Below are 14,066 nucleotides of genomic sequence, written 5' to 3' on the forward strand. Positions count from 1 at the left end.
CATCATTTCTTGACTTTTCAATCCACTCACCCAAACAGGGCAAAAACGCTACTTTGTAACATCATGGTTACACTACCACCCCTGTTTATGCAAGCGCAATATGAAAGGTGATTGACGAAAAAAAGGAAACGGAATTCGCCCGCCGGTCCGACATGGTTTCACAGAAAAAAAACCGACCAGTCCGGGGAAAAGGGCGATAATCAGAAGTCCGGTCAGTTGCAGCAGCACAAAGGGAATCACCCCCCGGTAAATATGGGCGGTTGTCACTCCCGGCGGAGAAACGGCCCGCAGATAAAAAAGGGAAAAGCCGAAGGGAGGGGTTAGAAAGGAGGTCTGCAGATTGACCGCGATCAGGATGCAGAGCCAGACCGGATCAATCCCCAGATCAATCATGACGGGGGCCAGCACCGACCAGGGACCAAGCCCCCGGGACAGCGAATGCAGCGCTTCGCGGACCAGCCCGTCACCGCCGGTGCCGCGGAAGACCAGGCCGAATGCCGCGGCGCCCACCAGCACGATAAAGACCATGAAGGTGAGCTGCATGGTGGAACGGGCGACCTGGTCAACCATGCGCAGATTGAATCGGCCCGAAGCCATGGCAAGAAGCGAGGCTCCAACCGCTCCGACGCCGGCGGCCTCGGTGGGCGAGGCAATGCCTGCAAAAAGGGAACCGAGCACAGCCACCATGAGAACCAGGGGCGGTGCCAGGGCCTTGACAATCCGCAGCCGGTTCGCCCCGGGTCCTCCCTCGTCACGCACAACGGCGGGAGCCTGCGCGGGATTTCGATACGCCCAGACAACAATATAGGCTACATAGAGCACCACCAGCACCAGACCGGGCAGCACGGCCCCCAGAAAAAGATCGCCCACCGGCACGCCGACGATGTCGCCGATCAGAATCAAAACGATGCTGGGGGGGAATGATCTGCCCCAGGGTACCGGAAGCAGCCACCGTGCCGCAGGCCAGCTCCTTTTGATACCCCCGCCGCAACATGGCGGGAACGGCAAGAAGTCCCATGGTCACCACCGTGGCCCCGACAATGCCGGTTGAGGCGCCGAGAAGCGCACCGACCATGACCACGGAAACGGCAAGCCCTCCCCTCATGCGTCCGAAAATCAGAGCCATGGTGTCGAGCAGCCTCTCCGCCAGCCCCGATCGCTCCAGCATGACCCCCATGAAAACAAAAAGCGGCACCGCCAGCAGGGTGGAATTGTTCATGATCCCCCAGATGCGCAAGGGAAGCAGATTAAAAAAATTCCAGCCGAAACCGACGAAACCGAACACCAAGGAGGTGCCGAGCAGGGTGAACGCCACCGGGAATCCCGCCATCAGCAAAACGGTCAGGGCAACAAACATCCAAAGGGGAAGAAACTCAGCAAACATCGCCGGCAGCCTCCTCCGGATTCCTGCAATTTTTCTGTTCCAAAGGACAACCGCGGAGCAGCAGCACGCTTTTCAGGCCGAGTGACACCCCCTGCAGGCCGATCAGCAAAAATGCCAAACTGATGATGGATTTCAGGACGAAACGAAATTGAATGCCACCGGGATCCGGTGACCCCTCCCCCATCCGGAAGGAAGAAACCGCAAAAGGCACACCCGTGGCAATGACCAGCCAGCAGCCGGGCAGCAGAAGCAACAACACGCCGGCAAGATTGATCCAGGCCCGGCTGCGGGCGCCCAGGCGCTGGTAGACGATGTCCACCCGGACATGGCCTTCCTTGAGCAGGGTATAGCCGCCGCCCAAGAGAAAGATAAGGGCAAAGAGATGCCACTCAAGTTCATGCAGAAAAACAAAACTTGCGTGGAAGAGATAGCGCAGCACCACGTTGCCGAAAACCACCAGCACAAGGAGCACGGCAAGCCGGGAGACCGTTCGGCCGATCCAGAGATTGGTCTGATCGATCAGGCGGCAAAGGCGCGTGAGCAGAGGAACTAAAAAATTATCACTCATCAGGGGGCCACAATGTTTCCGGTTGACGGCTGCCGGTTAACGGTGAAAAGCTTTTTCCCCGGAATCAAGAAAATTCCTCGCAGGCTCAAAACCGGTAACGGTCAACGCATTCAGTCCCCCTCTCTATCCTACTTGCCGAACTTTTGCAAGTCCCGCACACCCGCTTCAGCCGACCGGGGCAAGAGAGGTACGGAAAAAAACAGAATATTTTATCAAGCATGGGGATGCGGCCATTTTGAAATAAAAAAGGGCAGCCCGTCCGCGTAAGCGGACGGGCTGCCCTGGAGGAGAGAAGATGAAGAAAAAGAAAGGAGTGAAAAATGATTTAGTTCTGCTCGGTTACCGGTCCCCGGCAATGGCGTCCGTAACCTTTCCCCATGCCCTTGCCGCATCCTTGCCCCATCCCGGCACAGGGGCCGTTGCCATCAAAATTGCAGCCATAACCGGCGCCGCCGCCTTGCCAGCCGAGTTCTTCAGCCTTGGCCTGAATCCGGCCGCGCAGATCAAACATCTGATCAGCCAGGGCATCGATCGCACTCTGGTCCGGGTTCTCGGCAAACCTCAAGGCCCGCATCTGCTCCTGCAGACTGAACATATCCTTGCGCAGATCAACAGTTGCATCCATGAAGGTATTATAGGTTTTCTTGGTTTCCGCATCCATGGGTTGCGCCTTCATGCAGTCGGCTGCCGCCGGACCACCGCCCCAACCCTGGGGACCCCGCTGTGCGTCTGCATTATAAAACCCGAAAAGACCGATTGTTGCTGCCAGTGCGATTGCTGCGATTGTTTTTTTCATGTTGTTGCCTCCTTGTAATTGAGTAATGGCATAAAAAGTGATTTTGATTTCCGCTTTTGCTTTATCCCATTATTCAACAGCCGTGCCAACACGCAATAGAAAATCTTAACATGTTGATTTTAAAAGAAGTATACAAAAAGAAGCAATCATCGCCATGCGCAATGACTCCTGAAAATCCGTTTTCCGCGCTTCTCTTCCGACATTATTGTCGAGCTGAAATCGATGATTGTCGAAAAACAACCCGCCGTTTATCCGGCAATCTCCAGCGTGCTGACTCCGCCTCCCTTTTTATGAACCCGGATCCGGACGAAATCCATCTCCGCCCACATGCATTGCATTGAACTCTATAACTCATGCACCTCTACGCCGGCTTTGCCCCCCAGCTTTCCAGCCTCCTCAACTATTTGGCGGTGGTGGGTAAAGAGAATGACCTGATTTTTCTTACCAAGATCAGCCAAAACCTTCAGTGTGGCCCGTGCACGATCGTCATCGAAGTTGATGAGAATATCATCGACAATAAACGGCATGGGTTCACTTGTCTTCATCCGCCACTCCAAAGTGGCCAAACGCAGGGCCAGATAGAGCTGATCACGGGTGCCGTCACTCATACCTTCTACCTTTATCAGCCTGCCGTCCGGACGGATACCCACCAGGATCGGCTCCCCCTTATCATCCACATCCGCCTTCAGCCCGGCAAAGGAGCGCAGAGTAAGGGCCTCAAAATATCTTCCCGCGATCTGCATCACCGGGTCCTGATTTTCTTCCCTGTAACGCTCAATCTCCTGCTGCAGAATCCTGGAGGCAAGCTTCACCCTGGTAAACCTTTCCACAAGACGCCTCATCCTGGCCAGTTCCCGCTCCATCCTTTCCCTGGCCTCTGCCGCCTTGGCACTGCCATCCATTGACTTCAGCCTGGTGTTTATCTCCCCGATCTCCTGGGAGATTTGGTTAATCGCAGGATTAATTTTCTCTTCCAGCTCCTGGTGCAAGGAAGTTATATGACCAGACAATTCGTCGGCATCCACGTCTGCCGCCTGCCTGGTAAGTTCGTCAACACCTGCCCCGGCTCCTATCTTGGCCAAGGTGGCCTCGATTACTGAAATCTTCTCCTGAATTTGCCGGTATTTCTCGAACCTGCCGATAATCCCCCCAAGTTCCTCCGCCTTTTCGCATTTGGCAATTTTCATGAGTTCAGCCCTTTGCTCATTGGCTGCCTGGAGGATTTTTTCCGTCGCCGACACCTCATCCTGTAAAATTTCCAACTCCTCGGTCAATTGGTCGTGCCGGATGCTGTCTTTGAGGGCCCGGGCGAGTGCGGCCTTTAATTGCAGAATCGCCTGATCCAGGGGCAATGACAACATGAGCGGGTCAACCTTCCGGAGGACTGCCTGCAACTCTCTTTTCAGTTCGTCCGCGTCTCGATCTATCCCTTCGATGCGCTTTCGCAGATCACCTGCCTCTTTCACCTTGTCCAGACAATTTTGCAGGGTATCGAAATAATCGTTGGCCTCATGAACAGAAATTTCCCCTTGCAAGCCGAGTCCGGAGAGCGCTTTTTCCCACTGCTCCTTCCACAAGGCCCGCGAATCTTGGGCGTCAGTCAAGTCGCCTTCCGACCTGTCAAAAATTTTCTTTGCCTCTTTTTGCCGCTCTTGCAAACGTTCCACTTCCGTTTTCTGACGAGCAATCTCTTCCAGTAAGTCCTCGGAAAAAACAAGAATCGGGCCGAGGGCATCGCCGCCGGGAATCCCCTTGGCCGCGATTTTCTCAAGCGCATTGAAAAGTTTTTGTCGCAGTTCTCCCCTTTTCAAGTTCTCGGTTGCGATTTCCGTTGTCTTTTTCAGAAGATCTCCCACCCGGTAACGAAGCTTTTCCATGGCGTTGAGCCAGCCGCTCATTTCTTTGGGAGAAAGAGGTTTGATCCCTAGCGGCTCCCATATTCGGGACCATTCTCCAGCTATGTTCTCCGCACGCTGATCAAGGTCGTTTTCTTCCTTTTCACACTCCGCTAATTTTTCTTGATGTTGGTCCACCAGGGCTTTGAGGTTGGCGGCACCGGCCACTCTGTCAGCCTCGTTCCGAAGTTTGTCGGCAATGACATCTGCCAGATGAACCAGGCCTTCGTAAGCCTCAGGAAGTGGTTTTTCAGAATTAAAAGCCCGGCTTTCTTCCGACACATCCTCATTGTCAAGCCATTGCCTCCGCAGGAGCCGCCAGCCCTGCTCCCGATTTTCCCGCGTCCTGGTCAAATCATTTTCTGAAAGGACTTCTCCGGCATATTCGAGCTTTTTAAGCTCAGCCATGGCAGATTTGAGTTCCGAGGTTGAATTCTTTCGGTCTTTTTCCAAGACACGCCTTTCATCACGTATCTCGCTGTAGCCCTGCTCAAATTTCCGCACAGTCTCGGAAAGGGGGAGGGGCAATTCCATAAGCGCGGAAAGCTCTCCTGACCAGTGGCCAATCCGCTTCAGTTCAGCAAGGCATTCCTTCTTGCCCTGCTCAACAGTATTTCGGGCATTGTCTATCCGGCCATCGATATCACCCGCCTTGCGAGCCGGTTTTACGGCCAGGTTAAGGTCATGAGTATCCCTGGTGACAGGCATGGCCTCAAGAGCCTTTCTCACTTCCTGCAGTTCTTGTTCCGCGGCCTTTCTCTGCTTTTTGGCCTGCATCTCGTGCTGATGAATCGCTGCAAAGCGGGCGCTCAACTCCTGCACCGTTCGTTTCTTGATAAGCATCGGTCTCAGTTGCTCAACATCTTCCAAAGACAGATCCGGTCGTATCTGTTTCAGTAACTGAGCTGCCTCCTTGCGCAGATTGATCCGCATGCCGTTGCGCTCAGGCCTGTCTTGCCGGCCCTTCCGGTATTCCCCCAGACGCTGGTGAAAATCATCCACCAACTCGGCATTTTCCAGAAGAACCCTGTTGAGCGAGATGTCCTTGCGCTTATTGCCGAGCTGTTGCAAGCGGTCGGATTTGTTTTGCAGTTGGATCCTTGCCTCACGGACAGCCTGTTCCACCTGGTGGTGCTTTTCGCGGATATCAGGCGGCAGGGAGATCACCTCACCCAGGTCTCCTAAACGCTCCCGCCACATTTTCAGCTCGGCAAGCTCAGGGATAGCCTGCTTCAGACGCTCAAGGCGGCGCAGTTCCTTGTTCTTGTCCTCCCGTGTGTCTTCAAGGCGGGCCCGCGCTGAATCAGCTTCTTTCAAGGCTTCCTGTAGGTCCTTCCATTCCTTTGAGGAAAGACTGGCCTCTTTGGCCTCTCGTTGCAGCTCCTTGAATTGTTTGATGGACTTGTTGATTTCCGGCAGTTGCCCGGCGGACTTAAAGAGGCCGGCAGCTTCCTGTTCCAGTTGATCAATAACCGCCTTGAGGGACGAAAGCCCAGCGCCGGCCGCAAAGAGCGCCTGACCGATTTCACCCTTTTGCGACAAAATTTCATTTCCCCCTTCAACCAAACGGTTGTGGTCAATGCCATACAGGGACTCAAAGATTGCCGGCTCCACGCCATGAAGAAATGTTGCTAATGCATCCGGGTCCATGGGGTTTCCCGCCGCATCAAGAAGATCTCCCACGCGTTTTTTGCGGCGCTGAAAAAAAATCTCATTCCCGTCTTTGTTTTCAAGGCAGCCGCCGACCAGCAGCTGGTCATAGGAGTGGATGAAATTATCGGGAGTCTGGACATGAAAGCCATAGAGCAGGGCCTTGAGTGCCCGGAGTGAACTGCTTTTGCCGGCCTCGTTGGCACCAAAGATAATATGGAGTCCCGGCTCCCTGGAGTCAAACTCCAGAGTCCGGTTGGTAAAAGGGCCAAAGGCTTTGAGATCAAGACTTTTCAGCCTCATCTTGCACCTCCATGCCGGAGCAGTTTGGAGATGAGCATTTCCCGGACTTCTGTACGAAGTTCCGCGATTTTTTCCGGGGAGGTTTCCAGAAAGGGTTCTTCGCTGCCGTATATCTCGGCCGGCAACTTGGCCTTGAGAGTTGCCAGTTCCGGCAGCAACGCCGTGAGGTTCTCGCCATCGAGTACGAGTTCCCGGATGGACTTGATCAGGCCGGCAATGGGCGAGTCTTCGCCGATAATTTCCTCAAGGCTCACTTCCCGACTTGTGTTAAACTTTACCTTTTCCAGCCACACATCGCCAAGGCTTGCGGCAATGCCACGAAATTCTTCGGTCCATGGTCCCGTCCGCTCAAGGAGCTGGGCATGTACAGGGCATTTCCCTGTAAGGATGAGACGTACGGCCAGGGTTCTGCCGTCTGCCTTCGCCAGTTCCCCTTCAAAGGCGGCCCGCACTGCTGCGTATATATTTTCCGTCGTCTCGCATTCGGAAAGGTCGACGTCACAGATTGCCCAGCGCAGTACATCCAGTTCTCGCTCTTCAACGTCAATGACTCTGCCTTCCTCCACCGTCACCAAGATGGCGCCTTTTGAGCCTGTCTCCTTGATATGACGCCCTTGAATGTTCCCTGAAAAAATAATCAACGGCTCCTCTGAAACAACTTCCCGTTTATGGATATGGCCCAAGGCCCAATAGTCATATCCCTTGCTTTTCAGGTCACTTACACTGCATGGGGCGTAATTTTCATGATCTGCCCGTCCGGTCAAAGAGGTATGGAGCAGGCCGATATTGAAATAGTCTGAATCACGCTGGGGATACCCGGCGGCAAGATTATCGATGACTGCCTTTACGGAATAACTCTGGCCATGGATGACAACGCGAAGATGATCAATGGTTTTTGATTGAGGCTTTCCGGGCGAAAAGAGCGTCACATTGTCCGGCAAGGGCATGTTTTTGGTAATAAGACTTGCGGCATCATGATTGCCGGAAACGATGAACACCTTAATACCTGCTTTCGCCAGTCTGCCCATGCGACTGACGAAAAAAAGGCCGGTGTTGTAATCCTTCCAGTCACCATCATAAAGATCGCCGACTATCAGAACAAAATCGACCTTCTCGTCGATGGCAAGGTCAATCAGATTGTCGAAAGCCCTCCTGGTCGCGCCCCGTATCTCTTCCGTCGGAGCGTCTTCATGAGCTTCCAGTCCTTTCAACGGACTGTCCAAATGGATGTCTGCAGCATGAATAAAACGGAACATGTTGTTATACCTAAGAAAGTTTCACATTTCAGGATATGAAATTGGAATATAATGCGTTATTCCATTCAGGGCAATAATGTGCAAGGAAAATACGGAAATGAGGAATATTTAATTGTTCAATTGACGCACAAGAATACTTTCGGCAGAAACGAAGGACCGGACCCGGAGCGCCGGTCCGGGAAATTTGGACAGGACGTTACGTAAAAAGGTTGCTCCAGTCCGTTAAATTCAACAAAAACACAAAAGGAGCAAAAAACATGACAAAAAGAACACAACGCACTCATCTGCATTCACGGCAAAAGTTGCCATTGCGGCAATCAAGGAACACGGTGTCACAAGAGATCCAGATTACTTGTCTGCGCCCATTGCCGGATACGGTTGAACTCTTTCTTCAACTGCTCCAGGCCGTTAGGGGTCTCTTCCATTTTTCCTTCCCGGGCCAGCCTGCCCAATTCCGCCCCTGAGCGGGCAAAGGAATGGGCGCAAACGGTTGCGGCCGTCCCCTTGAGAGAATGGCAGACCTTGCGCAGCTTTACCTCATCCCCCGCGGCAATCGCCGCCTCGGCATCCTGCAGCCATTGGGGCCCGCTGACATGAATGAGATGTCTGAGCAGTTTTTTGGCCAGTTCCACCTTGCCGTTACAGTTGTCATAAAGAAAGGCATCGTAATCGAGGAATTCAGCTCCTTTTCTTTTCGGCGTCAGGGTAACGGATTTCATGCTGAGATCCTTGCCGAGAACCTTCTCAATCTCACGACACAAACTGTCCCGGTGAACGGGCTTGGAGACATAACCGTCCATGCCGGCGTCAAAACATTTCTGCCGGTCGGCGACAAGCGCATGCGCGGTCAGGGCGATGACGGGAAGATGGCCGCCGCTTTGCTTTTCTCTTTTGCGAATCCGGGCAACGGCCTCGAAACCATCCATCTCCGGCATCTGAATATCCATCAGCACCAGGTGAAAATAATCTTCCCGCAAGGCGTCGAGGGCCTGGCGGCCGTTTTCCACCGTGGTAATCCGCCATCCCTCGGAGCGGATGAGTTCCACCACCAGGGTCCGATTGATCTCCTCATCCTCTGCCAGCAGGATATGCAGAGTTTGCTGATTTTCCCGAATTGAATGACGGGTAACCAGGGGCATGTTGGCCAGATCCTCCGGCGCGCAGGAAAGAATGGTGCGGATGGCTTCCAGCAGTTCGGCCTTGCTCACCGGTTTGAGCAGGTATGAGGAAATCCCGACATCCTTGCAGCGCAACGCGTCACCACGCTGTCCGGTGGCGGTAAGCATGATCATCCGTGCCCCTTTCACGATTTCGCGCAGTCGTTCGGCCAGATCAAAAACATGCTCATTGGCCGGCAGGGAATCGAGCAGGATAATATCGAAATGTTTTTCCCTGGCCATTGCCAGGGCCACATCGGCGTTTTCCGCAACATGCAGTCCTTTGTTCCATTCGCCGATCATTTCCTTGAGGACAAAGCGGCCGGCGGCATTGTCGGCAACCAGCAGAAAAGACATGGCCCCCAGATCACCGACTTTTACCGGCTCGACAACCTTGCCCTGACGCGCCTGGGCCTGAAGCAGCAGGGTAAAATGAAAGGTCGTCCCCTTGCCGGATTCACTTTCCAGCCAGAGTTCGCCGGCCATCAGCCCCACCAGCTGGGCGCAGATGGTCAGGCCAAGACCTGTGCCGCCGTAACGGCGTGACGACGACCCATCCACCTGATTAAAGGCCTGAAAAATGATCTTCTGCTTGTCACGGGGAATACCGATCCCCGTGTCGGCAACACTGAAGTGCAGGGAGATGTCGCGGGCACCATGTTTCTTTCCCTCAATTCCTCTTTCGGGCGTTCCCGCCCGGTTGACGGCAACGGTGATCTCGCCCTCATTGGTGAATTTGATACTGTTGCCCACCAGATGCAGCAACACCTGCCGTAAACGACCTGGATCGCCGATAAATCCATCCACCAGTTCCGGATCAATCTGATAGGTAAGCTTCAACCCCTTGTCATGAGCCTTGAAAGAGAGGATGCGCAGGGAATTGCCGATAACATCCGAAAGGCTGAAGGGGATGTGTTCAATTTCAAAGGTACCAGCCTCGATTTTGGAAAAATCAAGAATCTCGTTGACCACATCCAGCAAACGATGGGCCGACGTCTTGACCATTTCGAGAAATCGTCGCTGGTCGGAGGACAAGTCCGAGTTCAGCACCAGTTCGGTCATGCCCATGATGCCGTTCAAGGGAGTGCGGATTTCATGGCTCATGTTTGCCAGAAATTCATTTTTGGAGGCATTGGCGGCCTCCGCCTCTTCCTTGGCCAGGCGTAACGCTTTCTGGGCTTCACGAATGTGGCCGACATCCTGAAAATCCTCGATGATGCCTAAAAATCCTCCCTGGTCGTCGCACCAGGGAGTGGCCCGGAGCAGACACTTGATTTGCCGGCCGTCGGCCAGTTGCTTTTCGATTTCATACTCCACCCTGCCGGAACCCTGCCGGAGAAGCGCAACAGGGCAGTGTTCGGTATGGCAGTTCGCTTCGGGAACAACCTCGTAACATTTCATCTTCTCAACGTCTGCGCGCTGTTTTCCAATCAGGTCACAAAATATATCATTGACCTTGATGATCGTAAAATCCCTGTCGATAACCGCCATGCCGTTTCCGGCGGTGTTGAATATCTGATCAAGCTGGTGATGAGAATTTTTTATTTCAGCAAAAAATTCCTCCCGGTCGTTTATTGCATTCTCGAAAATTCCGATTAACTTCCTGGAGACAACAATAAAAATGAAGGTCATGACGATGCTGACCACAACCACCGCCATCCAGCTGCGGCCGAGAATCTGATCGGCCGCGAGGCTCTTTTTCTTACTGAAATCAACAAGAGCGGTGGTAAAATCCTGCTGGGTTTGCCGGACGTCAAAAAAACTCTGCATGACCGCGGCTCGCAACTTTTCCCGCTCCTCCGCCGGCGAATCGGCCCGCACCCCGGAGCTATTCAGCCGCGCATCGGAGTTTTCCTGCCTCAAAAGCAGGAAACGATCCCGCCACGCAAAAGATTTCGTTCGATTTTTCTCCAACAGCAGCAAGGCGTCGGCGAATTCATCAAAGGCTTTTTCACTGTCGGCATGATCGGCCAACGGCCTGTACCTGGCAATTAAGCCGGCATAATCAGGGCGATCCGCCGTAAGAGGGATATCCGTGTCCGGATCAAGCAGAAAGGAAAGAATGCGACGCTCCTCGAGAATCGCGCCATTGACATCCTTTCCCAGCGAGAGAATCACTTCCTGCAAGGTGTGATAGCGGACCCGCTCGGATTTCATCTCCCGGAACGACCACCAGTTAAAAACAAGCAGCAGTATGCCGATGCTCACGCCGAAGATGATATTAATCCTGAGCATGCGGGGAGATGCGGGCGGGAGTGAGGTAGAGGACATTTTCATAAAATCAGCGTATGATCAACCCGTAAAAAAATCATTCAGGCCGCGCCTGAGATCAGCAACCATTTCCGCAAACGGGGCGGCAGCCCGGTCCATGGCCGCCAGCTCAATACGGTTTGCCAGCTCGGCAAGCTCATCCATGGAAAAATTGAGCAGGATACCCTTCATGCCATGGGCGGCAAACCCCAAGGATTCCAGGTCACCCACGGCAAGCGCCCCTTCGGCGGTCACCAGATGCACTTCAAGATTTTTCACGGTGCTGTGCAGAATATCCCTGATTTTTTCAGGTTGCAGATTATACTCATTCCGCAGTTTTTCCCGCACATTTTCCAGAACTTCCGCCGCGGACACCGGCCGGCTGGAAAGCAAACCGCCGTTGCCGCCGTTCACGCCGCTGCCCTTGCTGCCGGTCAGTCGTTCGATGACGTCATACATGGCAGAGGCGTTAAACGGCTTGGTCAGAAAATCATCCATGCCCATTTCCAGACACTGCTCCTTGTCTTTCTGCATGGCGCGGGCGGTGAGGGCGACAATGGGAATCCGGCGTCCGGCGGAATTCGCCGCAATCCCGGCAAGCATCCGCTCGCCGCCGTTATCCGCCAAAAAGGGGTACAGTTTGAGCGCTTCCGCGAATTTTTCCCGTTCACAGAAACGGATGATCCTGGTGGCGGTGAAACCGTCCATGATCGGCATCTGCACATCCATCAAAACAAGATCATGGTGCATTTCGGCAAGCTTCTGCAGACCGCCGATACCGTTTTCCGCCTCAATAACCCGATGCCCTCTTTTTTCAAGCAACAGGCGGGCCAGATCCCGGTTGATCTTGTGATCCTCCACCAGCAGCACATCAATCGGCCGCATCGCAGGCGAGACAGGCGCAACCAGGCGTTTTTTCGTGTCCGTCTTTTTGCCGCTGATGGCTGCCTGGATACAGTGGGCCAGTTCATCCTTTTTGAAAGGTTTCATGAGAAAAAAGCATCCCGGCATGCCCTGACACCGTTTGGAGATCCCCCGTTCCACTGATGAGGAAAGGAGAAGAAAGGGCATCATCGCCTCACCCAGTTGGGTGCTCAGTTCCTCGGCCAGCTGCAGCCCGTTTAAAGACCCCATGCGGAAATCAAGTATGAGCAGGCGATACGGATAGCCTGTACGGAAGGCCCGCTCCACTTCCCGCCGCGCCTCTTCACCCGAGGCCGCCTCCGCCACGGGAAAATTCCAGCCCCGCAGTATCTCTTTCAGGATATAACGGTTTGTTTCGTTATCATCCACCACCAGCACGGGAAAATGATCGGTATCGGCATAAAAGACGGCCGGCGCGCTGATCGCGGTTCCCTCGCGGAAAAAGGCGGTAAAATGAAAAACACTGCCGCCCCCCGGATTTCCTTCCATCCAGATACGGCCGTCCATCATTTCCACCAGTTTCCTGGAAATAGCCAGCCCGAGTCCGGTGCCGCCATGAAGACGGGCAACCGAGCTGTCCGCCTGACTGAAACTGTCGAAAATCATCTCCTGCTTGTCCTCGGCAACCCCGATTCCGGTGTCCGTCACGGTAAAATGAAGCTGCAACATGCCGTCACCTCTATTACCGGCCGCTTGCTGTCGATCGACGCAAACGACGATTTCGCCGGAAGAGGTGAATTTCACCGCATTGCTCACCAGGTTAAACAAAATCTGATTAAGTCGCAGCTGATCGCCGACCACATCAACCGGAATGTCGGCGGGAATATGGGCAAAGAGCTCCACCCCTTTTTCATGTGCCTGGGCGGCAAAGATCTGGATGCAGTTTTCCATGGTTTCCCGCAGATTAAAGGGGCGGATCTCCATTTCCAGCTGGCCTGATTCAATCTTGGAAAAATCGAGGATGTCGTTTAACAAACCAAGGAGATTTTTTGCCGAATTTTCCACGGTTCGCAGGTAGGTGCGCTGCTCATCGCTGAGATCCGTTTCCAGGGCCAGGGCGGTCATACCGATGATGCCGTTCATCGGCGTCCTGATTTCATGGCTCATATTGGCCAGAAATTCACCCTTTACCCGGTTTGCCGCCGCCGCCTGATCCCGTGCCTCCTCAAGACTGAGAATAAGGGGATTGACAATGGCAAGCAAAATGACGATCCCCACCATCAAGACGATGATGGTAACGACCAGGGAAGAATAGCCGGCCTGGACAAAGGCGCTCTGCAGATCCACAATGGAAACCTTGGCCGCAAGCCCGAATCCGGTGTCGTTAATGGAGGTGAAGGCCACCAGCACCGGTACGCCGAGATGATCCGTCACCTGTCGGACCCCTGTCTTGCCGGAGAGGGCCTGACCGATAGGTTTTTCGGCAAGTTTTGCAAAAGGGGTCGGCTGCATTTCCTTGCCCCGGGAGTTAATGAAAAAAACCTGATCATCCACCTTGTGGGCCACGACAAATTCGAGGCTCTCCGCCCGCTGCTCGTTTTCCTTGGTAAAAAATGTGGCCAGACGATTTTCCTCACCGGGCTTTTCCGTCGCATTCTGCAACAGATGCAGAAGGGCGTCGTGTCCCGTCTTTCCCTCCCCGTCCTCGGCCTTTTTTTGCGTTGCCGCAAAAAGAAGATCCCGATCCAGCGCCTCCAGCAAACGCGCCCTGCTGATCGTCATTTCCAACAGCCTGATTCCCTGCTCACTCACCGCGGTTTTATAGAGGAAATAAATACTTCCTCCGGCAACCAATGACACGAGGACAACGATGGTTGCACTGAAAATGGCGATTATCTTTTGACGTTCATTCATGCAAGGGCCAACCTTCAATCTCATCTTTC

The 14,066-nt window shown here is 53.8% G+C and carries 9 protein-coding genes; 1 reads left to right on the plus strand and 8 read right to left on the minus strand.

Annotation, left to right across the window (positions count from 1 at the left end):
- Window positions 1-72: 72 nt before the first annotated feature.
- From BM485_08960 to BM485_08970, 3 genes are read right to left on the minus strand one after another with little or no spacing between them, the layout of a single operon-like run.
- Window positions 73-1,008 (minus strand): hypothetical protein, encoded by a 936-nt coding sequence (locus BM485_08960; GenBank protein ID OKY75382.1) that lies wholly within the window; start codon window positions 1,006-1,008, stop codon window positions 73-75.
- Window positions 752-1,384 carry a hypothetical protein gene (locus tag BM485_08965; protein ID OKY75383.1) on the minus strand — a complete coding sequence of 211 codons (633 nt, stop codon included), beginning with the start codon at window positions 1,382-1,384 and terminating at the stop codon, window positions 752-754. Before BM485_08965 ends, BM485_08960 begins: the two co-directional genes overlap by 257 nt.
- Window positions 1,374-1,952 carry a hypothetical protein gene (locus BM485_08970; protein ID OKY75384.1) on the minus strand — a complete coding sequence of 193 codons (579 nt, stop codon included), beginning with the start codon at window positions 1,950-1,952 and terminating at the stop codon, window positions 1,374-1,376. The genes BM485_08965 and BM485_08970 overlap by 11 nt, the downstream gene beginning before the upstream one ends.
- 12 nt (window positions 1,953-1,964) lie before the next feature.
- On the opposite strand from BM485_08970, the gene BM485_08975 reads away from it, so the two are divergent.
- Window positions 1,965-2,219 (plus strand): hypothetical protein, encoded by a 255-nt coding sequence (locus BM485_08975; protein ID OKY75385.1) that lies wholly within the window; start codon window positions 1,965-1,967, stop codon window positions 2,217-2,219.
- 58 nt (window positions 2,220-2,277) lie between these two features.
- Here BM485_08975 and BM485_08980 read toward each other — a convergent pair whose 3' ends face one another.
- The 5 genes from BM485_08980 to BM485_09000 form a co-directional block, all read right to left on the minus strand.
- On the minus strand, window positions 2,278-2,748 hold the full coding sequence (locus BM485_08980; protein ID OKY75386.1) for a hypothetical protein: 471 nt from the start codon (window positions 2,746-2,748) through the stop codon (window positions 2,278-2,280).
- A gap of 344 nt (window positions 2,749-3,092) precedes the next feature.
- The gene (locus BM485_08985) at window positions 3,093-6,596 is read right to left on the minus strand and encodes a hypothetical protein (protein ID OKY75387.1); all 3,504 of its coding nucleotides are present in this window, start codon (window positions 6,594-6,596) and stop codon (window positions 3,093-3,095) included.
- Window positions 6,593-7,852, minus strand: coding sequence for a DNA repair exonuclease (locus BM485_08990; GenBank protein ID OKY75388.1), 1,260 nt, complete (start codon window positions 7,850-7,852; stop codon window positions 6,593-6,595). The genes BM485_08985 and BM485_08990 overlap by 4 nt, the downstream gene beginning before the upstream one ends.
- Before the next feature lie 332 nt (window positions 7,853-8,184).
- Complete coding sequence (locus BM485_08995; GenBank protein OKY75389.1) at window positions 8,185-11,244, minus strand: hypothetical protein; 3,060 nt, start codon at window positions 11,242-11,244, stop codon at window positions 8,185-8,187.
- 57 nt (window positions 11,245-11,301) lie between these two features.
- Window positions 11,302-14,037 (minus strand): hypothetical protein, encoded by a 2,736-nt coding sequence (locus BM485_09000; protein ID OKY75390.1) that lies wholly within the window; start codon window positions 14,035-14,037, stop codon window positions 11,302-11,304.
- Window positions 14,038-14,066: the final 29 nt, after the last annotated feature.

The sequence above is a fragment of the Desulfobulbaceae bacterium DB1 genome, assembly GCA_001914235.1.
Classification (GTDB): Bacteria; Desulfobacterota; Desulfobulbia; order Desulfobulbales; family SURF-16; genus DB1.